This is a genomic window from Bradyrhizobium sp. 1 (assembly GCF_023073315.1).
Lineage (GTDB): Bacteria > Pseudomonadota > Alphaproteobacteria > Rhizobiales > Xanthobacteraceae > Bradyrhizobium.
Genome location: NZ_JADPJH010000034.1, coordinates 1 through 21,241, shown reverse-complemented (window position 1 = coordinate 21,241; position 21,241 = coordinate 1). Strand labels below are relative to the sequence as shown.

The 21,241-nt window shown below is 64.7% G+C and carries 20 protein-coding genes; 12 read left to right on the top strand and 8 right to left on the bottom strand.

The window, feature by feature from the left end:
* Positions 1–202 precede the first annotated feature (202 nt).
* The 4 genes from IVB29_RS30025 to IVB29_RS30010 form a co-directional block, all read right to left on the bottom strand.
* The gene (locus IVB29_RS30025; RefSeq protein WP_247507033.1) at positions 203–3,346 is read right to left on the bottom strand and encodes an efflux RND transporter permease subunit; all 3,144 of its coding nucleotides are present in this window, start codon (positions 3,344–3,346) and stop codon (positions 203–205) included.
* Positions 3,343–4,515 (bottom strand): efflux RND transporter periplasmic adaptor subunit, encoded by a 1,173-nt coding sequence (locus IVB29_RS30020; RefSeq protein WP_247507032.1) that lies wholly within the window; start codon positions 4,513–4,515, stop codon positions 3,343–3,345. Before IVB29_RS30020 ends, IVB29_RS30025 begins: the two co-directional genes overlap by 4 nt.
* A 20-nt stretch (positions 4,516–4,535) precedes the next feature.
* A complete protein-coding gene (locus IVB29_RS30015) occupies positions 4,536–5,027 on the bottom strand; it encodes a hypothetical protein (RefSeq protein ID WP_247507031.1) in 492 nt (163 codons plus the stop codon).
* 137 nt (positions 5,028–5,164) lie between these two features.
* On the bottom strand, positions 5,165–5,506 hold the full coding sequence (locus IVB29_RS30010) for a hypothetical protein (RefSeq protein WP_247507030.1): 342 nt from the start codon (positions 5,504–5,506) through the stop codon (positions 5,165–5,167).
* A 319-nt stretch (positions 5,507–5,825) separates the two neighbouring features.
* Between IVB29_RS30010 and IVB29_RS30005 the strand changes: the two genes are divergently transcribed.
* The 9 genes from IVB29_RS30005 to IVB29_RS29965 all read left to right on the top strand — a co-directional run bounded on the left by IVB29_RS30005 (position 5,826) and on the right by IVB29_RS29965 (position 13,812).
* On the top strand, positions 5,826–6,611 hold the full coding sequence (locus IVB29_RS30005) for an alpha/beta hydrolase (protein WP_247507029.1): 786 nt from the start codon (positions 5,826–5,828) through the stop codon (positions 6,609–6,611).
* Between the two features lie 155 nt (positions 6,612–6,766).
* Complete coding sequence (gene mdcA / locus IVB29_RS30000) at positions 6,767–8,413, top strand: malonate decarboxylase subunit alpha (RefSeq protein WP_247507028.1); 1,647 nt, start codon at positions 6,767–6,769, stop codon at positions 8,411–8,413.
* Positions 8,414–8,422: 9 nt separating this feature from the next.
* Positions 8,423–8,740 carry a malonate decarboxylase acyl carrier protein gene (mdcC, locus tag IVB29_RS29995; RefSeq protein WP_247507027.1) on the top strand — a complete coding sequence of 106 codons (318 nt, stop codon included), beginning with the start codon at positions 8,423–8,425 and terminating at the stop codon, positions 8,738–8,740.
* Positions 8,737–9,675 carry a biotin-independent malonate decarboxylase subunit beta gene (locus IVB29_RS29990; RefSeq protein WP_247507026.1) on the top strand — a complete coding sequence of 313 codons (939 nt, stop codon included), beginning with the start codon at positions 8,737–8,739 and terminating at the stop codon, positions 9,673–9,675. The genes mdcC and IVB29_RS29990 overlap by 4 nt, the downstream gene beginning before the upstream one ends.
* Complete coding sequence (mdcE, locus tag IVB29_RS29985; RefSeq protein WP_247507025.1) at positions 9,662–10,384, top strand: biotin-independent malonate decarboxylase subunit gamma; 723 nt, start codon at positions 9,662–9,664, stop codon at positions 10,382–10,384. The genes IVB29_RS29990 and mdcE overlap by 14 nt, the downstream gene beginning before the upstream one ends.
* Positions 10,359–11,039: a malonate decarboxylase holo-[acyl-carrier-protein] synthase gene (gene mdcG / locus IVB29_RS29980; RefSeq protein ID WP_247507024.1), complete on the top strand. Its 681-nt coding sequence runs from the start codon at positions 10,359–10,361 to the stop codon at positions 11,037–11,039. The genes mdcE and mdcG overlap by 26 nt, the downstream gene beginning before the upstream one ends.
* Entirely contained in the window at positions 11,036–11,917 is an 882-nt protein-coding gene (mdcB, locus tag IVB29_RS29975; RefSeq protein ID WP_247507023.1) for a triphosphoribosyl-dephospho-CoA synthase MdcB, read from the top strand. Before mdcG ends, mdcB begins: the two co-directional genes overlap by 4 nt.
* Positions 11,914–12,864 (top strand): AEC family transporter, encoded by a 951-nt coding sequence (locus tag IVB29_RS29970; protein ID WP_247507022.1) that lies wholly within the window; start codon positions 11,914–11,916, stop codon positions 12,862–12,864. Before mdcB ends, IVB29_RS29970 begins: the two co-directional genes overlap by 4 nt.
* A gap of 9 nt (positions 12,865–12,873) precedes the next feature.
* A complete protein-coding gene (locus IVB29_RS29965; protein ID WP_247507021.1) occupies positions 12,874–13,812 on the top strand; it encodes an acyltransferase domain-containing protein in 939 nt (312 codons plus the stop codon).
* Between the two features lie 221 nt (positions 13,813–14,033).
* Here the strand turns inward: IVB29_RS29965 and IVB29_RS29960 are convergent, their stop codons facing one another.
* The 4 genes from IVB29_RS29960 to IVB29_RS29945 all read right to left on the bottom strand — a co-directional run bounded on the left by IVB29_RS29960 (position 14,034) and on the right by IVB29_RS29945 (position 18,225).
* Positions 14,034–15,050, bottom strand: a complete 1,017-nt coding sequence (locus IVB29_RS29960) for an AraC family transcriptional regulator (RefSeq protein WP_247507674.1) — start codon at positions 15,048–15,050, stop codon at positions 14,034–14,036.
* Positions 15,051–15,475: 425 nt separating this feature from the next.
* Positions 15,476–15,853, bottom strand: a complete 378-nt coding sequence (locus IVB29_RS29955) for a response regulator (protein WP_247507020.1) — start codon at positions 15,851–15,853, stop codon at positions 15,476–15,478.
* A 102-nt stretch (positions 15,854–15,955) separates the two neighbouring features.
* Complete coding sequence (locus tag IVB29_RS29950) at positions 15,956–16,627, bottom strand: response regulator transcription factor (RefSeq protein ID WP_247507019.1); 672 nt, start codon at positions 16,625–16,627, stop codon at positions 15,956–15,958.
* Complete coding sequence (locus IVB29_RS29945) at positions 16,624–18,225, bottom strand: ATP-binding protein (RefSeq protein ID WP_247507018.1); 1,602 nt, start codon at positions 18,223–18,225, stop codon at positions 16,624–16,626. The genes IVB29_RS29950 and IVB29_RS29945 overlap by 4 nt, the downstream gene beginning before the upstream one ends.
* A 735-nt stretch (positions 18,226–18,960) precedes the next feature.
* On the opposite strand from IVB29_RS29945, the gene IVB29_RS29940 reads away from it, so the two are divergent.
* The 3 genes from IVB29_RS29940 to IVB29_RS29930 all read left to right on the top strand — a co-directional run bounded on the left by IVB29_RS29940 (position 18,961) and on the right by IVB29_RS29930 (position 21,017).
* Entirely contained in the window at positions 18,961–19,815 is an 855-nt protein-coding gene (locus tag IVB29_RS29940) for an AraC family transcriptional regulator (protein WP_247507017.1), read from the top strand.
* The gene (locus tag IVB29_RS29935; RefSeq protein WP_247507016.1) at positions 19,812–20,021 is read left to right on the top strand and encodes a hypothetical protein; all 210 of its coding nucleotides are present in this window, start codon (positions 19,812–19,814) and stop codon (positions 20,019–20,021) included. The genes IVB29_RS29940 and IVB29_RS29935 overlap by 4 nt, the downstream gene beginning before the upstream one ends.
* Before the next feature lie 243 nt (positions 20,022–20,264).
* On the top strand, positions 20,265–21,017 hold the full coding sequence (locus IVB29_RS29930; RefSeq protein ID WP_247507015.1) for an outer membrane beta-barrel protein: 753 nt from the start codon (positions 20,265–20,267) through the stop codon (positions 21,015–21,017).
* Positions 21,018–21,241: the final 224 nt, after the last annotated feature.

Here is a 21,241-nt window from a genome sequence, read left to right as displayed (position 1 = left end):
CAGGCGATCAAGCATCATGCGGAACGTCTATCGCGACGCCGAAGAACGGTCTTTTGTGTTTTCGCAGGCGCTTTGTCAAAACGCACGAAGCCGCGATCGGGTTGCTTGTTGCCCGCGGCCTGAGCCATCTCTGCGGCGGGTGTCGTCACGCCGCCCGTAATGGTCACCAGCTTCTCCGGCGTGATGCCGGGCGGTGACCTTCTCAAGCGGATTCATGGCTCAGTCCCGTATCTGCCTCGGTCGTGGAAGGGGTGGATGTCCCGGCTGCCCGCGGTTTGCGCCCGGTGAGCCAGTTGCTGAGCCGGTCGAGATAGAGATAGACGACGGGCGTGGTGTAGAGCGTCAGCACCTGCGACAGCATCAGGCCGCCGACGATGGTGTAGCCGAGCGGCTGGCGCAGCTCCGCGCCGGTGCCGCTGCCGATCATCAGCGGCACGCCGCCGAGCAGCGCCGCCATCGTCGTCATCAGGATCGGGCGGAAGCGCAGCGTGCAGGCCTGGTAGATCGCTTCCTCCGGGCTGAGCCCTTGCCGGCGCTCCACTTCGAGGGCGAAATCGACCAGCATGATGCCGTTCTTCTTGACGATGCCGATCAGCAGGATGATGCCGATGATGGCGATGACGCTGAGATCCATGTGAACCGCCAGCAGCAGCAACAGCGCGCCGATGCCGGCCGAGGGCAGCGTCGACAGGATTGTGATGGGGTGGATCAGGCTCTCATAGAGCACGCCGAGGATGATGTAGATCACGATCAGCGCCGCCCCGATCAATAGCGGCGTGCCCGACAGGGAGGACTGGAACGCTTGCGCATTGCCCTGGAAGGAGGCCGTTAGCGAGGGGGGCTTGCCGGTACTCGTCTCGATGTTCCGGATCGCCGTCACAGCATCGCCCAACGCGACGCCGGGCTTCAGGTTGAACGAGATCGTCACCGAGGGAAACAGGCTCTGGTGGTTGATCAGGATCGGTGCGGGCTTGATCACGGTGTGAACCAGCGTGCTCAGGGGCACCTGCTGGCCAGTGGCCGAGTTCAGGTAGATGTCCTTGAGCGCTTCCGGTCCGTACTGGAAGCGCGGATCGACTTCCATCACGACATGGTACTGGTTCAGCGAGGTGAACATCGTGGAGACGATGCGCTGGCCGAATGCGTCGTCGAGCGTATTGTCGATCGTCGTGGGCAGGATGCCGAAGCTCGATGCGACCTCGCGATTGACGGTGACCTCCAGCCGCGGGCCGGCATTGGCCTGGTCGCTCGCGACGTCGGTGATGAGGTCGAGCGCGCGGAGTTTTGCCAGGAAGATCGCCGACCAATTGGTGAGCTCGTTGGAATCGGCGTCCGTCAGCGTGTACTGATATTGCGTCTTCGACAGCCGCGCGCCGATGGTGATGTCCTGCGCCGCCTGCATGTAAAGCCTGATGCCCTGGATATGGGCGAGCGCAGGTCCCAACCGTTCGATGATCTGATCTGCACTGGCTTTGCGCTCAGGCTTCGGCTTCAGGACGATGAAGATGCGTCCCTGGTTGAGCGTCGCGGTCGGGCCGCCCGGACCGATATAGCTCGCGACGGACTGCACCGCCGGATCCTTCGAGAGGATGTCGACGACCGCCTGCTGGCGCTCGGACATCGCGGGGAAGGAGATGTCCTGTGCGGCCTCGGTGATACCGACGATCTGCCCCGTGTCCTGCTGCGGGAAGAAACCTTTCGGAATGATCACGTAGAGATAGCCGGTCAGCGCGACGGTCGAGAGCATCACCAGCAGCGTCGCGAAGCGATGGCGCAGCACGATGCGCAGGCCTTTCGCATAGAGCGCCAGCAGGGCATCGAAACCACGTTCGAAGAAGAGGTAAACGCGGCCATGCTTCCTGCGTGATTCGTCCTTCAGGAGCCGCGCGCACATCATCGGTGTCAGCGTGAGCGAGATGATGAGCGAGAGCAGCAGGGAAGCGGTGATCGTGACGGCGAATTCCTGGAACAGCTTGCCGACGTAACCGCCCATCAGGAACAGCGGGATGAACACCGCGATCAGCGAGAGGGTGATGGAGACGATCGTAAAGCCGATTTCGCTGGAACCCTTGAGCGCGGCCTCCATCGGCGTCATGCCCTGCTCGAGATGGCGCACGATGTTCTCGATGACGACGACGGCATCGTCGACCACGAAGCCGACCGCGATCGACAACGCCATCAGCGAGAGGTTGTCCAGGCTGTAGCCGAGCACGTAGAGGACAGCGAAGGTGCCGACCAGCGACAGGGGAACCGTGATCGCCGGGATGACGGTGGCCCAGAAATTTCGCAGGAACAGGAATATGACCATCACCACCAGTGCGACCGTCAGCATCAGCGTGAATTGAACGTCGGAGACAGCGGCGCGGATGGTGGCGGTCCGGTCGGCGGCGATCGTCACCTTGATCGCCGGCGGAACGGAGGCTTGCAGCTGCGGCAGCAGCTTCTTGATGCGGTCGACGGTTTCGATGACGTTGGCGCCGGGAACGCGCTGCACCGCCAGGATGATGGCGGGCTCCTTGCCGTACCAGCCGGCCAGCAGATCGTTCTCGGGCCCGTCGACCGCTGAGCCGATGTCGCGCATCCGCACCGGCGAGCCGTTGCGATAGGCGATGATGAGGTCCTCATAGGCGGAGGGCTTGAGCAGCTGATCGTTGGTGTTCAGTGTATAGGTGACGCGCGGGCTGTTGAGCGTGCCCTTGGGCAGGTCGACATTGGCGCCGGCGATCACGTTGCGGACGTCTTCGAGGCCGATGCCGCGGGCGGCAAGCGCCTGCGGATTGACGCGAACGCGGATCGCGGGCTTCTGCTGGCCGCCGATTCCGACGAGGCCGACGCCCGGCACCTGCGAGATCTTCGGCAGCAGGATGTTCTCCGCATAGGCATCGACCGTGGTTAGCGGCAGCGAGTCCGACGTCAGCGCGATCAGCATGATCGGCGTCTCCGCCGGATTCACCTTCCTGATCGTCGGGGGGTAGGGAATGTTCGGCGGCAGGAAAGGGCTCGCGGCATTGATCGCGGCCAGCACGTCCACTGCCGCGCTGTCCACCGTGCGCGACAGCTGGAATTGCACCGTGAGCTGGGCGACGCCGAGCGCACTGGAGGAGGTGAGCTGGGTGACGCCGGGGATCTGGCTGAGCTGCTGCTCGAGCGGCGTGGCGAGCGACGATGCGATCGTTCCGGGGTCAGCGCCGGGCAGTTGCGCCGAGATCTGGATGGTCGGGTAATTGACGTTCGGCAGCGCGCCGACCGGCAGCAGCGGATAGGCCGCGAGGCCGCACAGCAGCAGGCCCGCCATCAGCAGGGCGGTTGCGATCGGCCGCAGGATGAAGGGCGCGGAGAGGTTCATGGGATCGCGTCCTGCACGGCGCTCTGCAGGTCGGCTTCGCGCGCGGCCTTGCCGTGCAGTTCGTGAACGCGGCTGCCTTCCGTGAGCCGGTACTGGCCGTCGGTCACGACGATGTCGCCTGATTTCAGCCCTTTGTCGATCAGGGCCTGGCCATCGCTGATCTGGGCGACGTGAACGGGCCGCAAGGCGACCGTCTGGTCTTTGGCCACGACATAGACATAGCTGCCGTTCGGCCCCTGCTGCACGGCCGAGCCGGCGACAGTGAGCGCGTCTTTCTGAATTTCGAGCAGAAGACGCGCGTTCACCAGCTGGCCCGGCCACAGCCGGTGCTCATGATTCGGGAACACGGCCTTGAGCTGCACGGTGCCGGTCGTCCCCGCGATCTCGTTGTTGACCAGCAGCAGCGTGCCTTCGTCGAGCTTCATCTTGTTGTCCTGGCTGCAGGCGATGACCTTCAGCGCACCCTTTGCGGCGTGCTCCTGGATCACGGGCAGATCCGTCTGTGGCAGGGTGAACAGCAGCGAGATCGGTTCGATCTGGGTGACGACGACGAGACCGTTCGCGTCGGTCGGATGAATCACGTTGCCGACATCGATCTGGCGGACGCCGGTGATGCCGGGAATGGCCGACGTCAGGCTGGTATAGCTGAGCTGGACGTTGGCCTCGTCGATCTGCGCCTGGTCCGCCTTCACAGCGGCCTTGAGCTGCGCCACCTGCGCCGTCTGCGTCTCGATCAGTTGCGGGGTCGCATAGCCCTTGTCGCCGAGCTGGTTGTAGCGGGAGAGATTGGCCTCGGCGTTCGCAAGCTGCGCCTGGTCCCTGTCGCGATTGGCCGTCAGTTGTTCGATCTGTGCCTCGTACGGACGCGGATCGATCTGGGCGAGCAGGTCGCCAGCCTTGACGGTCTGTCCCTCGGTGAAGGCGATCTTGATGATCTGTCCCTGAATCTGGCTGCGGACGACGTCGGTGTTGTAAGCGATCACCGTGCCAATGCCGCGCAAATAGATCGGAACGTCCTTGCCCGTGATGGTGGCGGCGACCACTGGTACGGCGGCGGGCACGGGCGCGGCTGCTACCGCCGGCTTCCGGTCGGGGCCGAAGAACCAGAGACCTGAGCCGGTCAGGATCGCGGCGAGTGCAAGCAGCGCAATGGTGAGGTTCCGTTTCACGGCGATGGTCCTTCTTGATTTCAGGGATTGCCGGAGCCGTCGATCGGAGTCGTGCCGATCGTGGAGGTGGGGCCGGGCACGGGCACGGTCGGACTGATTCCAGCGCCGCCGATCTCGGTGGCTCCCAGAGGAATCCCGACGCGCCCGAGCGTCGATGTCGAGGGCAGGGGTGACGCAGCGACGCCGTTGCCGGCGCAATTGGCTGCGGAGCCGCTGGACAGCCCGCCGCCGTCGAACAAGGCTCCAGTCGATGCAGTATTGCTGGATCCGGCGCAGCCCATTGCACCTTGCGCGGGAGTGATCGGAGAGATGCCCTGCGTTGCGATCTCGGTCGATCCCAGCGGAATGCCCACGGGCCGGGTCGATTGCGGATTGAGCGGTGACGTCGCAAGCATGCCGGCCGGAGGCTGCATTCCCGGCACTGTTGTTTGAGCGATGGCGACGCCCGAGACCAGCCACAGGATGGCCGCCGCAAGCATCACACCGTGGTTTGCTAGATGCTGCTTTCGCATGGAACGAGCCTCCGGCTGACTGAGATCGACAATAGGAAGGTGCGCGTGTGCAGGTATTTCCAGAACGCACGTCCTGCTCCCCGGCTGCACGACGGCGAGACACATCGCTTCGCCAACGGTCCTGGAGTCGCCTTTCGCTATCTCAGGACGGCGCGCGCGTGTGCGATTTCCCGGCTGCATGCGGCGACGTCGCCGGTGCGATCGGCGGTGCGGGCGCGATCGAGCGAATCGAGCGCGTCGGTGAAATCGAGGCCGTTATCGCCTTCCGATTCCGCGAGCGAGCGCGGCGTTGGTTGACGGTTGCGCAACGCGTTGAGGCTCTCCGGCTTCCAGCCGTGGGAACCCGCGTCCTTCTCGATGGCAAGATCGAGCTGGGCCTGGGTTTGCGCGATGTCATCCGTGCAGGTTCCAGCATGGGCCGGCATCGTTGCGCAGAGCACGACGAAGAAGGCGACCCGGCACTTCGCGATGGATGTCATTGTTCGATCCTATGCTTGGCTTTCGAGTGGGGTCAGCAAATTTGTCGTGAATGACAGAGCGCGTATCGATCGTCTTTCGTGTCCGAACGCCGGTCGTTCACGGGCGCGAGAGATCCTGTCACGGATGTCAGTTGCATGACGTTCGCCATCGGTTTGAGATGCGTCTCTCAGCTAGGCCGCGTCCGGCGGGTGTGCGAGTGGCGATCGTCGCCAGTCACGCGTGCCGGCGTGCGAAGTCGCAAGGATAGTTGTTTGCGGAAATACGCATGGCAGGCCCCGGACCTAGTGTCGCGTCATTCCAACCCGGAGTGATCCCGACATGAAACACCTCAACGCCGGCCTCGCCTTTGCCGCCGCTCTTTCCCTGCTCTCGACCGTCGCCCCCGCGCGCGCAGAACCCCCGAAGAACATCGTCCTGGTGCACGGCGCCTGGGTCGATGCTTCCGGTTGGAAGCCGGTCTACGAGATCCTGATCAAGGAAGGCTTCCGCGTCACCATGGTGCAGGAGCCCGAGACGTCGTTTGCCGACGACGTCACGGCGGCGAAGCGCATTCTCGATCTCCAGGATGGTCCAACCCTCCTTGTCGGTCACAGCTACGGCGGCTCGATCATCACTGAGGCGGGCGTTCATCCGAACGTCGTCGGTCTCGTCTACGTCGCTGCGCACGCGCCCGACGTCGGCGAGGATGAATCGGCGCTGGGCAAGAAGACGCCGAGCGTGCTCGGCAAGACCGAAGGTGTCATCAAGGTGACGCCGGACAAGTTCACCTATCTCGATCCCGTGCAATTCCCGAAACTGTTCGCGCCTGATCTGCCGCGTGAGCGCGCCGAGTTCGTCGCGCGCTCCCAGGTGCTGGCCGCGACCCAGGTGTTCAGCACGCCGCTGACGGCGGCGGCGTGGAAGACCAAGCCGAGCTGGGGCATCGTCGCCGGCAGCGACCAGATCATCAATCCGGATCTGGAGCGCTGGTACTACGAGCGCGCCAAGAGCCAGACCACCGTGATCCCGGGCGCCAGCCACTCCGTCTACGAGTCGCATCCGAAGGAAGTGGCGGCGATTATCGCCCGCGCCGCGCGCAGTATCCAGCAGCCGGTCACGCGCTGACGAGGCTTTTGCCGGTCCTGACGCACGATCGGCAGAGGAAGGACGGCGGGAGAGTCTGCACTCCCGCCGGCCCGACCGCCCCGAAATTTCACGAACGCAATCGAAGAAGCGCTGACGCCTCGGTGCGGCGCCAGTCTGGCGAAGGAATGACAGTCATGACGAGCTGGCAGAACAACCGCGTCGCGCGTGATGCCCGCATCGTGGCGGGCGCCGGCCTTGCCCGCGGCAAGGTCGTCGAAGCCCACGACGTCACGCGCCTGCTGGAGGCCGTGATCCGGCCGGGCGACCGGGTTTGCTTGGAAGGGGACAACCAGAAGCAGGCGGATCTGCTGAGTCATGCGCTGCTGGCTGTCGATCTCTCCAAGGTCAACGATCTGCACATGGTGCAGTCGGGCGTCGTCCTGCCCGAACATCTGGACCTGTTCGACCGCGGCGTCGCGAAGCGGCTCGACTATGCCTATTCCGGGCCGCAATCGGCGCGCATCGCGCGCATGCTGTTCGGCGGCAAGATCGAGTTGGGCGCGATCCATACCTATCTCGAACTGTTCGCCCGCTACTTCATCGACCTCACGCCGCACGTCGCGCTGATCGCCGCCGTCAGCGCCGACCGCGAGGGCAATCTCTACACCGGCCCGAACACCGAGGACACCCCGACCGTGGTCGAGGCGACGGCGTTCAAGGACGGCGTCGTGATCGCCCAGGTCAACGAGATCGTCGACACGGTTCCGCGGGTCGACATCCCGGCGGACCGTGTCCACTTCATCGTCAAGGCCGACAAGCCATTCTTCGTCGAGCCGCTGTTCACGCGCGATCCCGCCGCGATCACGGAAGGCCAGATCCTGACCGCGATGCTCGCGATCAAGGGCATCTATGCGCCCTATGGCGTGCAACGGCTCAATCACGGCATCGGGTTCAGCACCGCGGCGATCGAACTCCTGCTGCCGACTTTCGGCGAGAGGCTGGGGCTGAAGGGCAGGATCGCGACCCACTTCGCGCTGAACCCGCATCCCGCGCTCATTCCCGCGATCGAGTCCGGCTGGGTGCGGCAGATCCACTCGTTCGGCTCGGAGGTCGGCATGGACGACTACATCCAGGCCAGATCCGACGTCTATTTCACCGGTCCCGACGGCTCGCTGCGCTCCAACCGCGCCTTCTGTCAGACCGCCGGGCTCTATGCCTGCGACATGTTCATCGGCTCTACGCTGCAGATCGATCTGCAAGGAAATTCGTCAACCATCACCACCTCGCGCATCGCGGGCTTCGGCGGCGCCCCGAACATGGGAGCGGACGCCCGCGGGCGGCGTCATCCGAGCGAGCCCTGGCTGAAGGCCGGCGCGGAGGCCGATCCCGACAGTCCGGCGCCGCTACGCCGTGGCCGTAAGCTGGTGGTGCAGATCGGCGAGACTTTCGGCGACAAGAACGTGCCGCTGTTCGTCGAGAAGCTCGACGCGATCGAGCTCGCGGAGAAGCTGAAGCTCGAGCTCGCGCCGGTCATGATCTATGGCGACGACGTCACCCACATCGTCACCGAGGAAGGCGTGGCGAACCTCCTGCTCTGCCGCACCGCGCAGGAGCGCGAGCAGGCCATCCGCGGCGTTGCCGGCTACACCGATGTCGGCCGCCGACGGGACCGCGGCATGGTCGCGCGCCTGCGCGAGCGCGGCGTGATCCGCCGGCCGGAGGATCTCGGCATCAATCCACTCGATGCCGATCGCAGCCTGCTGGCGGCGCGCTCGATCAAGGATCTCGTGCGCTGGTCGGGCGGCCTGTACGCACCCCCGTCGAAATTCAGGAACTGGTGAGGACGCGCCATGGAAGATCTCAGTTTTCGACATCCGGTTCGTGCCCGGGCGAGTGGTGCCAGACAAAGCGCGATCGTCGGCGTGGTCGCCTCGGGCAATCTGGAAGTGCTGGTGGAGCGTGTGCTGCCGGACGCGGAATGCGCCGTCGACATCAAGACCGCGGCGGTCGGTTTCGGCGAAGTCTGGAGTGCCGTGATCGGCGATTTCGTCGAGCGTTATTCGCCCGGAGGGCTAAGATTTTCGATCAATGACGGCGGCGCGCGTCCCGATACGGTCTCGCTGCGGCTGGCGCAGGCGGTGCGATTGATCGCGGAGAACGGCCAATGACCGCGCCGCTCAAGGACGTCACCCCGGCCGAACGGGCCCGCAGCACCAGCTTCTACGAGGCATCGGCCCGCACGCGGCTGGAGCTGCTGCTCGATGCCGGCAGCCTCATTGAGTTCATCGGGCCGGAGCAGCGCGAGGTCAGTCCTCACTTGAAGATATTCGATCTTCCCGAGCAGTTCGACGACGGCATCGTCGTTGGTCACGGTCGGCTTGACGGTTCGCTTGTGTTCGTCGCCGCGCAGGAAGGACGCTTCATGGGTGGCGCCTTCGGCGAGGTGCACGGTGCCAAGCTGACCGGGCTGCTCCGCGCGGCGCGCGAGATCGGCACGATCCCCGTCCTGATCCTGTTTGATACCGGAGGCGTCCGGTTGCAGGAAGCCAATGCCGGCGAGCTTGCCATCGCCGAGATCATGCGTGCCGTGATGGAAGCGCGCAGCGCTGGCGTGAAGGTCATTGGTCTGATCGGTGGCAGGTCCGGATGCTATGGCGGCGGCGGCTTGATCGCGGGCTGTTGCTCCGCGCTCGCCGTCTCGGAGCCGGGGCGCATCGCGGTGTCGGGCCCCGAAGTCATCGAGACCAATCGCGGCGTCGAGGAATTCGACTCGCGCGATCGTGCCCTGGTCTGGCGCACCATGGGAGGTAAGCATCGCCGCCTGCTCGGCGCCGCCGATGTCTTCGCCGACGACAATGTGCAGGATTTTCGCGAGGCCGCGCTCGAGCTGCTCGGCCTGGTCGGACCGTTCGGTCTCGACAGGCTGAAGGCCGAGCAGGAGCGGCTTGCCGGCCGGCTGCGCAGTTTTGGTGCTTGCGGGGATGCCGTCGACATCTGGACGGCGGAAGGCATCGCGGACTCGCAAGCCGTTCCCGAATTGCCGGCCGACCAGTTCATTGCCCTTGCCAACCGGATCGGGAGGACCAGCCGTGATGCTCGATGAAATCTTCGCCTCGCTCTTTCCCGACGGCCATGAGGTGAGGCGCGATAAGGGCGTCATCCTCGGCTCGGCGACGCTGCGATCCGGCGGCCGGATGCTCGTCCTCGGCGTTGCGGACCGGACTGCGCTGGGTGTGGACGAGGCGATCAGATTGTCCGGCCATGTCCTGGACTCGATCGGCCGGGATTCCGGGCCGATCCTGGTGCTCGTCGACAGCGACAGCCAGCGCATGAGCAAGCGCGACGAGCTGCTTGGGCTGAATGAATTCCTCGCGCATCTGGCGAAAGTGCTGATCCATGCGGACACCAATGGTCGCCCGACCATCGGCCTTCTGTACGGTCACTCGGCCGCGGGCGCGCTGCTTGCGACGGGCCTTGCGACGCGCGTGCTGGTCGGACTGCCTGGCGCCGAACCCGCGGTGATGGACCTGCCCTCGATGGCGAAGGTCACCAAGCTGTCGATGGAGGCGCTCCAGGAGAAGGCGAAGTCGACGCCGGTGTTCGCCCCGGGCCTGTCCAATCTCGCGCAAATGGGCGCCGTTCACATGACATGGAGCAACGCCGCTTCGCTGGCCGATCAGTTGGAGGCGTTGCTGGCCAACATGCCGGCCGCACGGGACCAGCGTGATGCGCTCGGCAAGGAACGTGGCGGCCGGCTGAAGGCCGCCGAGATCGCGGAGCGCGTTCGTGACCTCGCCCTGCAAGCGCGCTGAGCGCTCACCCGGTCGTCACGACCTCGTCTTCGTCAGCCCGGCAGGCTGGTGCGCGATGCTGGAGGCGCGCGGCGATCTCGCAACCGATCCTCTTCTCGCGTGCTGGCCAAAAATGAGATGGCCGACGATCAGGCGGCGCGCCTTGCCGGGCGAGGCAAGCGGCCTTGCTTTGGGCCTGCCTTTGCCGCCCTCGGCGGGCAAGAAACGGATCTCCCTCCTGGTCGATATCAACCATGTCGCTTCCGTCGCGCGGCCGCCATTGCTGCGGCAGGCGCGGGCTTACGCCCCGCGCAGCTGGTGGCCGACGCTCGACCGGCTCGACGCGCTGACGCTTCGCCATGCGGTGGAGGCGCGCGTCTTCGGCAGCCTGGCCTGGCAGTCGCTGACCGGGCTCGACTACGTGACGGACCGTTCGGATCTCGATGTCTTGTTCGAGTTTCAAGGCGAAGCCGACATCGATCGTTTCGTCGCCGATGTCGCCGCGATCGAGACCGGCGCGCCGATGCGGCTTGATGGCGAGCTGATGGGCGCCGACGGCGCCGCGGTGAACTGGCGCGAATTCCACGGCGGGGCCAGCGAGCTTTTGGTCAAGCGCATCGAGAGCGTGGTCCTGATCGGCAGGCATCAATTCGTGTCGGGAGCTATGGGATCATGATCACCACGGCCGCAAGAGGTCTGGAACGGCCGACTCTGCGCCAGCGGCAGATGATGCCCGATGCATCTGTGATCGGTGCCGTCGCCGCCGACTGCCTCGTCAAGGAGCTCGAAACCTGGCCGAAGCCGGGGCTGGTGAGCCATATCGACAACGGCAGTCACGACGACATGGATGCAGGCACGTTTCGTCGCAGCGCTGCGGCCATCAAACCCTATCTGCAACGCCTGGCCGATGCGGGTGCGCTCGGCTGCGGCATGGGGCGGCTGCGGATCATCGGACTGGAGGCGGAGCGCGCCATGCTTGCGGCGACCGCGGGGGTCAACACGCACCGTGGCGCGATCTTCGGGCTCGGCCTGCTGTGCGCTGCGGCCGGCGCGAAAGCCGGCGGCTTGGTCGACGATGAACTCCCGCTTGGCGATGTCGTGGCGCGGCTGTGGGGTGACAACATACTGGATGGTCCAGTGCTGCTGCACAGCCATGGCAGCGTGGCCCGCCGCCGTTTTCGCGCGGGCGGTGCGCGCATCGAGGCCGCGACAGGATTTCCGAGCGTCTACGGGATCGGTTTGCCGGCCTTGCGCACAGCGAGGGCTGTCGCGCCGGAGAATGCGGAAGCTGCCCGGGTCGAGGCTTGCTTTGCACTGATCGCATCCGTTGAAGACACCAACCTCCTGCATCGCGGTGGGCTCGACGGCCTTCGCTTTGCACATGATGCGGCGCGTCGCTTCATCGCTTCAGGCGGTATCTGCGCGCCGGGCTGGCGTGCACGGGCGCAATCGATCCACGAAAGCTTCGTCGCCCGTCGTCTCAGCCCGGGCGGATCGGCCGACCTGCTTGCAATGACACTTTTTGTCGAAGCCCATGAGAGGCTGAGCCGATGACGTCCAATGCAATATTGATGGCGCTGGTGCCGGTCTTCTTCGTTCTGCTGTTGGGATACGCCGCCGGCAAGTTTCATGTCGTCGACAATCTCCACGTCGATGCTCTCAATGCACTCGTGATGGATTTTGCGCTGCCGGCCTCCCTGTTCGCGGCGACCGCCTCGGCGTCGCGCCATGAGATGATCGAGCAGGTCCCGCTCTTCCTGGTGCTCGGCGTGACGATGCTGCTGCTCTATCTCGCCTGGTATCTTGCCGCACGCAGGTTCTCCAAGGTCTCCAAGTCGGAGGCGTCGTTACAGGCGTTGACGATTGGCTTTCCGAATCTCGCCGGCGTCGGCCTTCCGATCATGAACTCGGTCGTGGGGCCTACCGGCACCGTCCCGGTTGCCGTTGCATTGGCAGCGGGCTCGATCCTCATTAGTCCGCTGACCCTGATTATCGCGGAAATGGGCGCCGCCAAGGCGCGCGGCGAGCAAATGGCGGCGCGGCAGGTCCTGACAGCGATCCGGCGTGCGATCACCAAGCCGGTGGTGCTCGCGCCCGCGCTTGGCATCCTGTTCGCGTTGTCGGATGTGAGCCTCGACGCACTGGCCCATGCGAGCCTCGCGCTGATCGGAAGTTCGGCCGCCGGCGTCGCCCTGTTCCTCACCGGAGCCATTCTGTCGGCGCAATCGTTTCGGCCGGATTGGAAGGTCATCGCTGCAACATTGGCCTCGGACATCGTGCGTCCGCTGTTGGCCGTTGCGGTCATTCGCGTCATACCCATCCCGCAGGATGCGGCGAAAACGGCCATCCTGCTCGCCGCAATACCCTCGGGCTTTTTCGGAATCTTGTTCGCGGTCAACTATCGGCTGGATTCGGCAACGGCAGGGTCCATGGTCATCGCCAGCACCGGATTCAGCGCCGTCACCTTGGCGATTGCGATCGCAATACTCTTTCCCCATTAGGCCGCGACCATGACGCTCGCGATCCTTTGCTCGGGACAAGGCAGGCAGCACCGGGAGATGTTCGCTCTCACGGGCGATGCGCCGGAAGCCGCGTACCTGTTCGCGCACGCGGCGACATTGCTTGGCGGCAGGGATCCGCGCGATTTCGTGCGCGGCGAAGCCGATGAGGCCCTGCATCGCAATCGTGCCGGCCAGATTCTGTGCACCTTGCAGCCGCTCGCCGCGGCCTGCGCGCTTGGAGATGCGGTTCCACCTGGAGCCATCATTGCAGGCTATAGCGTCGGCGAGGTCGCGGCCTGGGGCGCCGGCGGCTTGTTCGATGCGCTCGCCACGCTCGATCTCGTGGCGCGCCGCGCGGAAGCAATGGATGCGGCCACGAGCGCCGGCGACGGACTGATCTTCGTCCGCGGTCTTTCGCGAGACGAGGTCGGTCGCCTTTGCGAGCGTCACGGCGCAGCCATTGCCATCGTCAATCCCGGCGATGCTTTTGTCATCGGCGGCGGCCGTGAGGCGCTGAGCAGGATTGCCGCAGACGCGCGCGCGATGCACGCGGCAAGGATCGTCGCGTTGCCGGTTGAGGTTGCCTCCCACACCAAACGGCTCGCCGGAGCGTCTGCCGCATTTCGTGAGACCTTGCGCCTGGCGCCGGCGGTGTTCCCGCCGAGAACCGGTGCGCGTATTCTGAGCGGAATAGATGCCGCTCCGGTTGTCTCGCTCGAGACCGGCCTCGACAAGCTTGCCGCGCAGATCTCGCACACCGTGCAATGGGCCGATTGCCTGCAAGCCTGTGTCGAGGCGGGCGCGTCGGGCTTTCTCGAGCTCGGTCCGGGGCACGCGTTGAGCGGGATGGCCGCGGAAATTGCGCCAGAACTTCCGGCGCGTTCGCTGGATGATTTCAGGAGTCTTCAGGGCGTCCGCGCCTGGGTTGCACGTCACCCGAGCGGTTAGCGCCGGCAAGTTTCCGAACGGACGACGCCGTTGATCGTGCTGCGCTGTCGAAAAAAGGGGGCCGTCCTTGGGGGAGGACGGCCCCAAAATGCTCGTAGGCCCAGGGAGGAGAGAGGCTCGAGCGGTGACTTGAGGGGTCTTAGTCACCTAACACGCACAGCATGGCCGATCCCGTAACAGAAGTATTTCACGAACCCCGGCCGTTTCTCATTTCGCATGATTCACAAGAAGTCCGCGAGCAGCACGCAAGGCATGGTCTTGGATGTCGAAATCGGATCGACGCCCGCGAGCCTGGACGAAGCCAATGCGTTCCGGCTGGCGCATCGCCAGCGCGCCGGCGTGTCACCCGTGATCCGTTTGAAGACGGTCGAGAAATGCGCCTGCGTGCAGAAGCCGACGGTCAGCGCCACCTCGGCCAGGGCCGTCTCGGAATTCGACAGCAGCGATTTCGCGCGCTCGATGCGCTGATGCAGCAGGTACTCCCGAGGCCGGTATCCCGTCGCGACGCGAAACTGGGCCGCGAAGTGCATCCGGGACAGTCCCGCGACCTTGGCAAGCTCCGACAGGCTGATGCAGTGGTCGAAATGCGTCGCGACATATTCCTCGACCCGCCGCAGCCGCCATTTCGGCAAGGCATTGACTTTCGCGTGCGGCAGTTCGCGCCGCGCAAGATGCATGGCGAGCGTCTGGCCGATGCAGCGCGCGAATTCCCGGTCGGCCGAATGGCCGCGCTCGGTCAGCGCTTTTGCAAGCTGCCCGGCGAAGGGGTCGCGGAGCAGGACGAGGTCGTTGAGGCTCTCTGCCGAGGCAGGTCCTGCTCCAGGGCGAAGAGCCGGAAAATAACTGTCGGCAGAGACGTGGAAGTGCAGGAAATCGCACGACGCGTAGAACTGCGCACTGAGCTGCTGCGACGGCGCGCCGATATAGAGCGTGCCCGCGGGCATGACACCGTCGAAGATGGTGTGACGGCCTCTGGTCAGTTTGACGCGGGTCGTCTTCAAGGCGATGGCGAAGAAGTATCGGTCGGCAGGCGTCGTCGCCTCTTCATGCCTTATGCCTGCTTGCGCACAGATCCAGCGCGAGATCGTGATGTCCTCGGGCGCGCTCCCGGCACGTTGGTGGGATTGGCGCCACCTTCGTTCGAGGGGAAATGCGCGGGTCTCCCGCGGGGCATCAGGTTCGCGACGGCTGGATTGATACGTCAACCCGGCGCCGGCCGCTTGCATATCATTGAGCATCGTGCGTCCCCGTATCCTGGATTCCGCTGCCGCCGTGACGGCTGCCGAATGCAACTGGTCGATGCTCAAACGATAGGTGCGATTTCACCGCCGGGCTCGTTAAGGATGCTTAAGCGGTATTAGATTTTGCAAATGCGAGGGGTGCGACCGCGTGTCGCAAAAAGCCAAATTAAATCAAATGGATCAAGCGCCTCTGCTGTGAGGTGTGATGTAAGAGCGACGAGAGGCGCACGCCTGATTCAGGGCAGGCGTGGTGACGCATCGATGCCGGGTGTGAGGCCGGGCGCGATCATCTGTGCCGGGGGGAACCGCGGGTTCGCGCGAATACGGAATCGCTTCCACCTCGGGGCACTGTTGGGATGTTGGCCTGGAGGCAGTTCGGACGCGGCGGGCGTCCTGCGCCGAACAGATCGACGAAGGACGGACTATTGCGCGTGACCTGCGAGCGCCTCTTCGAGGCAGCGGATGATCTCGTCACCGCTGGACGGCTTGCCGAGATAGCAATGCGCGCCAGCGGACATCACGCGTTGGCGCACATTTTCGCTCGGAAACGCCGTCATGAAGATGATCGGGAAATGGCGGCCGGCGGCGATCAGCCGGGCCTGCAACTCGTCACCGGTGATGACAGGCATCTGGACGTCGGCGATCATGCATGCCGGATCGTCTCCGGGCGCCTGTCGCAGGAAATCCATGCCGGATTCGTAGGCCTGGGCCTCGTAGCCGATCGAACGCACGAGGCTCGCGAGCGACGCACGAACGCCTTCGTCGTCGTCCACGATCGCAATCACCGGGGTTTTGGCCATTAGTGCACAATCCTGACCGCGGTGTTCCGCAAGGAGGTTATCTCCCTTTGCACGGCCGATGACGCCTTATATGCACCCGGAGCCGTCCCGCCGGAATTATACTCAGGTTTGGTCCGTAGTCCTGCGGGTCTGGGAAACCCCGAGCGCTTCTGCCTGGCGGACGAGGTCGGCAAGGGACCGGACCCCCATCTTGCGCATGACGTTGCCGCGGTGGATCTTGACCGTGATCTCGCTGAGGCCGATCAGGGCGGCGACCTGCTTGTTCATCAGGCCGGCGGTGACATGGCCCATCACCTCGCGCTCGCGCGCCGTCAGGGTCTCGTATTGGGCGCGGATATCGTCCCTGGTTGCGGCTTCGGCGCGGTGCTGGGCATCGCGCTCGAGCGCCGTCGTCACGGCATCGAGCATATCCTGGTCGCGAAACGGCTTTGCGAGGAAATCGACCGCGCCCGCCTTCATGGCACGCACGGACATCGGAATGTCGCCATGGCCGGTCATGAAGATGATGGGATGCCTGATGCCCTGCCGAACGAGCTGACTTTGCAGATCGAGCCCGCTCACGCCGGGAAGGCGGACGTCCAGCACGATGCAGCCTGGGCGGTCCGCCAGCGAGCCGCCGAGCAGTTCGGCGGGCGAGGCGAACAGGCGCGTCTCCAGGCCGACGGATCGGAACAGGCTGTCCAGCGAGGCGCGGATTCCGGCGTCGTCATCAACGATGATGACAACCGAGTTGAGGGATTGGGCAGGCGACTGCACTTGGTCTGGTCGTGTCATGGTCTGGGGTGTTCTTCGCTGTATGGCAGTGTTAGGCGGAATGTCGCCCCCGCGCCCGGCGTGCTCTGGACGGACAACTGGCCGCCGTGAGCTTCCACCGTCGTTCGGCAGATCGCAAGTCCCATGCCCATGCCGCCGTGCTTCGTCGTGAAGAACGGATCGAACAGGTGCGGCAGGTCGTCGGCCCGGATGCCGGGACCGCTGTCCTGCACCGTGATGGCGAGGTTTTCACCGTCGACGGCGCTGGCGCGCAGCATGATGGTGCGGGATCCGGGCTGGTCTGACATGGCCTGGCCGGCATTGACCAGCAGATTGACGAGCACCTGCTGCAGCTGGATCCGGTCGCCGCGGATTGGCTTCAGGCCATGTTCAACCTCGAAGGTGAGGACGACGTCGTCATTGGCAAGCTCCCGCGCGACGAGGAGCGCTGCGTCCTCGATAATCTCGCTGATCTCAAGCAGGTCCCGCTGGGCCGGAGCCTTCTTCAGGAAGGCACGGACGCGGGTGACGATCTCGCTGGCCCGGCGGCCTTGAGCGACGACATGGCCGATCGTCGTTGCAACCTCTTTCAGATCGGGCACGTCGCGCCGTAGCCATCGCAAGCCGGCCTCGCCGCTGGTGACGATCGCCGCCAGCGGTTGATTCACCTCGTGGGCAATGGAGGCGCTGAGCTCGCCAAGGGTGGCGAGGCGCGCGGCATGGGCGAGCTCCGCTTGCGCCGCGAGCAACGCATCTTGCGCCTGCTTGCGTTCGGTGATGTCGACCACGAAGGCGAGCACGTTGCGATCGCCGTCGGGCCCGGAAGGAAAGGTGATCGTGAACAGCACGGGAACCTTGCGTCCGCCGAGCCTGACAAGCTCGGTCTCGCCTTCGTAGAACGGCTCCCCTTCCGCGAACGCGATCAATGCGCCGAGGAAACTCCGGTCGTCCGCGCCGAGAAGCCGCTCCACGTTCTCGATGAAGGCCGAGGCACCGCCGGCACCTGCCATCTTTTGCAAGGCCGGATTGACGTCGGTGATCTTGGCAAGCTGCCGGGCATGCCGGACGAAATCGGGATGTTGCACCAGATGGTCGCGCAGCCCGGCTCCTGCGGTGCCCAGCGATTGCAGCGCGATTCGGACCTCTCTCCAGTCCTCTTCGACCACGCCGATCCGGCTTGCGTCGAACATCCGGCGGTATCGCTGCTCGCTCTGCACCAGCGCGCTGTGTGCGGCCACGCGATCGGTGACGTCGGTGTGCGTTTCAAGAACCCCGACGGGCTTGCCGAGACGGTCGTGCTGCAAGGCCCATCGGGCATCGACGGTGAGCGCGGCGCCGTCTTTCGTTCGCTGCTGCACGCGGCCCTCCCATCGACCGGTGTCGAGCAGACCGGCCTCGATGATTTCGCGCCGGTCGGGATATTGGGTTTGCAGAAGCGTGTCGGCGAGCTGTCCGAGCGCGTCCTCGGCCGACCAGCCATAGACTTGCTCAGCGGTTTTGTTCCAGAAGGTGATCACGCCGCCGCGATCCCTGACGAAGATCATGTCATGCGATAGGTTGAGCAGGCGCGCCTGCGCCGCGAGGCGCTTCGTTGCCGCGTGATTTTGCAGGGCAAGCATCGTCGTGATCCCGATTGCGGCGAGGCTCACCAGCACGCGAAGGGCGGGCGAGGCGATGGTCTCCAGACCGTGCGACAGCAGATAGGCTGATATCGTCAGGATGACGCAGCCAGCCGCGGCCATGATGGTGTCGTCGCGCCGGTTGGTCTTTGCCGCGAGCAGGATCGCCACGACATAGAGAACCGCGACCGCGCCCTCGAGCGGCGTCAGCACGTCAACCAGGAAGACCGCGACGGCGAGGACGGCGGCCCCGAATCGCAAGCCGGCGCGGCTCATGGATGAACCCGTGGTTCGATCATGAATCGTCATCGTCGCTGGCAGTCGTTTGTCTCATACCAGCAGGGTTGATGCCGCGATTTGATCGCGTCCACAACATCCCGCGGCGTGATTTTCGTGCTCTCGTGGAAGACCTGCGCGCCACGCAAAGTGCGAGCAGGTGGCATTGCCCGGAAAAACCGGCCAGCTCGCGTGGTTCCACCGGTGAATCTGCGCAAAGAACGCGTCAACTTACCGCAGGCACCGCACGCCGCGATGCCGGTGAGGCGCAGCACCGGCGCGCTCGCCCGGCGAACATGCCGCGATCATACCTAGGTATGACACGGTTAACCCGAGAACCTATCGATGCACCCGCGCGTAGAATGGATCGCGCGGACCGCCGAACTACTCTGCTCCCATGACATTCGGACAAGCCGGTCAGGCGATGCCGGATCGAAAACGGGACAAGGAGATTCGACGATGTCGCTGCAGATGTCACGCTCACAGACAATCAAGGATCATGACGTTCGCGCGATCGATATCTCGGCGACCGACCGCCATCGGCTCGGGCTCTCGAAACTCCCCGACCGGTTCGGCGAAGACGGAACGATGCTGTCCTTCGTCCACTTGGACGTGGCCCTGGCGGTCGAGACACATGCGGCCGACGTCGAACGAGCTGCCGTTCGCGGGCCTGGCTTCCGGCTCTCTGCAAAATTCCTGGCGGGGCAGCCTGCCGAGAGCGAGCAGGCGTTTGCAGCGGAAGAAGCCACCGATCCGGTCATGCGGCGCCTGTCCGATGCGCTCGCGGCAACCGAAGCCACGCACGACGCCCATTCGGCGATCATGGCCGACGCCCTGCGGCTTGCGATCCTCACCCGTACCTTCAGCCGGCAAGCCTGCGGCGCACGGGCCGAGCTCGACCCGGCCGCTGGTGTTCTCGAAGAGGAGGCCGGCCGGACCGTACGGTCGCTGCAGAACTGGCGCCTCAAGCGTGTTGTGGAATATGTCGACAAGAATCTGGCCGCCAAGATCACGCTTCAGGACATGGCCTCGGTCGCCGGTCTGAGCAGGATGCATTTCGCCGCACAGTTCCGCGCAGCCGTCGGCGCCCGGCCTCACGAATATCTGCTGAGGTGTCGTATCGAGCGCGCCCAGGAACTGCTCAAGCAGGCCGAAATCGCGCTCGTCGATATCGCCTTGACCGTAGGATTCCAGACCCAGGCGCACTTCACCACGGTGTTCAAGCGCTTTGTCGGCGATACGCCGTATCAATGGCGGAGCGCCTATCTCGCGCAATTCATGCCGCTGCCGCGCGCGAAGGCTGGGTCGTCATGAGCAATCTCGGCATTCACACCCTGTTGCTGTCGCTGCTCGGCATTCACTCGGCGCAGATGCACGATGAATTCATGGGAATGGTCGAGATTGTCCGCGCTCTCGGCAATTCGTATCGCCTGGCTGCGCTGGATCCAGGGAGCGGCTTTCTCTACGGACGCTTCGCCTTCAATTTCTGCCGGGTCGTTGTGTCCTGTGTCGCGCGGTAGGCGGCACTTCGGAATCACCGACGGATATCAAGCAAGCTATCAAACGTGCGGGCGAGATTGGAACTCGGTGCATGTCGTCGCGCCGATCAAGTGGAACAAGTGTTTAACCTACATCAATTTTTTCCGGCCAGCCGCGGCAGTGTTGCGGACGCGCTACAGCAGGGATCGAGGGACAAGGATTAGCTAGGCACGGCAGGTGGGCGAACGTCTTGTTTTCAATCCTTTCCTTGGGGAGACACGCGGATGAAAAAACTTCTCGTTACTGTGACCGGGGCACTGGCTCTTGGCCTGTCGGCTCCCGCCGGCGCGGCGGATATGGCGGCCCGGCCTTACACCAAGGCGCCGCCGGCGGCCGTCGCCGCTGTCTACGACTGGAGCGGTTTCTACATCGGCGCCAACGGCGGTTGGGGTTCGAGCCGAAACAGCTGGGATTCCACCGCACCTTTCCTGGTGGGCCCCGAAGGTTCGCACGATGCGACAGGCGGCGTTGCCGGTGGTCAGGTTGGTTATCGCTGGCAGACCGGCACCTGGGTGTTCGGCCTCGAAGCCCAGGGCGATTGGGCCGACCTGCGCGGCAGCAATCTCAGCACCCTGTTCGGACCGGCCTTCCGTAACGATTCACGGATCAACGCATTCGGTCTGTTCACCGGTCAGCTCGGCTGGGCCACCAACAACGTCCTGTTCTACGTCAAGGGCGGTGCGGCCGTGACCGACAATCGCAACCGGATCTACTCGACCGCAACCGGCGCCGTGCTGGCGAGCACCGGCGACGACACCCGTTGGGGCGGCACGGTCGGTGTGGGCCTGGAATACGGCTTCGCACCCGGCTGGTCGGCCGGTGTCGAATACGATCATTTGTTCATGCAGGATCGGACCCTCACCTTCACGGCACCCGGTGGTCTGGCCTTCGGTGCGGATCGCATTCGTCAGGACGTCGACCTCGTCACGGTTCGCGTCAACTACAAGTTCGGCGGCCCGACCGTGGGACGCTACTGACGTCTTCCAGCATTCCGTTCCAGTGAACTTGCCCGGCCGCACCACGGCCGGGCTTTTTCTGGGCTCGTTGGCCGAATGCATACACAGGCGCCTTGGTGCGAGTCCGCGCAAGCAAGGCACGTGCACGTGACGTTCGATTTGCCGCGCGTCCTGTTTCGCCCCCCCGTCAACCCCTCCCCGCAAAAATATTCCACTTTACCGAAATTCGGAAATGGCGTATGTGT

What these genes read in the sequence shown, in the direction of transcription:
- mdcA (WP_247507028.1), top strand. Translation starts at nt 6,767, where the DNA reads ATGACGAGCTGGCAGAACAACCGCGTCGCGCGTGATGCCCGCATCGTG.
- IVB29_RS29990 (WP_247507026.1), top strand. Translation starts at nt 8,737, where the DNA reads ATGACCGCGCCGCTCAAGGACGTCACCCCGGCCGAACGGGCCCGCAGC.
- IVB29_RS29930 (WP_247507015.1), top strand. Translation starts at nt 20,265, where the DNA reads ATGAAAAAACTTCTCGTTACTGTGACCGGGGCACTGGCTCTTGGCCTG.
- IVB29_RS30025 (WP_247507033.1), bottom strand. Translation starts at nt 3,346, where the DNA reads ATGAACCTCTCCGCGCCCTTCATCCTGCGGCCGATCGCAACCGCCCTG.
- IVB29_RS29945 (WP_247507018.1), bottom strand. Translation starts at nt 18,225, where the DNA reads ATGCTTGCCCTGCAAAATCACGCGGCAACGAAGCGCCTCGCGGCGCAG.
- IVB29_RS30015 (WP_247507031.1), bottom strand. Translation starts at nt 5,027, where the DNA reads ATGCGAAAGCAGCATCTAGCAAACCACGGTGTGATGCTTGCGGCGGCC.
- IVB29_RS29935 (WP_247507016.1), top strand. Translation starts at nt 19,812, where the DNA reads ATGAGCAATCTCGGCATTCACACCCTGTTGCTGTCGCTGCTCGGCATT.
- IVB29_RS30010 (WP_247507030.1), bottom strand. Translation starts at nt 5,506, where the DNA reads ATGACATCCATCGCGAAGTGCCGGGTCGCCTTCTTCGTCGTGCTCTGC.
- IVB29_RS30005 (WP_247507029.1), top strand. Translation starts at nt 5,826, where the DNA reads ATGAAACACCTCAACGCCGGCCTCGCCTTTGCCGCCGCTCTTTCCCTG.
- IVB29_RS29940 (WP_247507017.1), top strand. Translation starts at nt 18,961, where the DNA reads ATGTCGCTGCAGATGTCACGCTCACAGACAATCAAGGATCATGACGTT.
- mdcC (WP_247507027.1), top strand. Translation starts at nt 8,423, where the DNA reads ATGGAAGATCTCAGTTTTCGACATCCGGTTCGTGCCCGGGCGAGTGGT.
- IVB29_RS29955 (WP_247507020.1), bottom strand. Translation starts at nt 15,853, where the DNA reads ATGGCCAAAACCCCGGTGATTGCGATCGTGGACGACGACGAAGGCGTT.
- IVB29_RS29970 (WP_247507022.1), top strand. Translation starts at nt 11,914, where the DNA reads ATGACGTCCAATGCAATATTGATGGCGCTGGTGCCGGTCTTCTTCGTT.
- IVB29_RS29950 (WP_247507019.1), bottom strand. Translation starts at nt 16,627, where the DNA reads ATGACACGACCAGACCAAGTGCAGTCGCCTGCCCAATCCCTCAACTCG.
- IVB29_RS29960 (WP_247507674.1), bottom strand. Translation starts at nt 15,050, where the DNA reads ATGCTCAATGATATGCAAGCGGCCGGCGCCGGGTTGACGTATCAATCC.
- mdcB (WP_247507023.1), top strand. Translation starts at nt 11,036, where the DNA reads ATGATCACCACGGCCGCAAGAGGTCTGGAACGGCCGACTCTGCGCCAG.
- IVB29_RS29965 (WP_247507021.1), top strand. Translation starts at nt 12,874, where the DNA reads ATGACGCTCGCGATCCTTTGCTCGGGACAAGGCAGGCAGCACCGGGAG.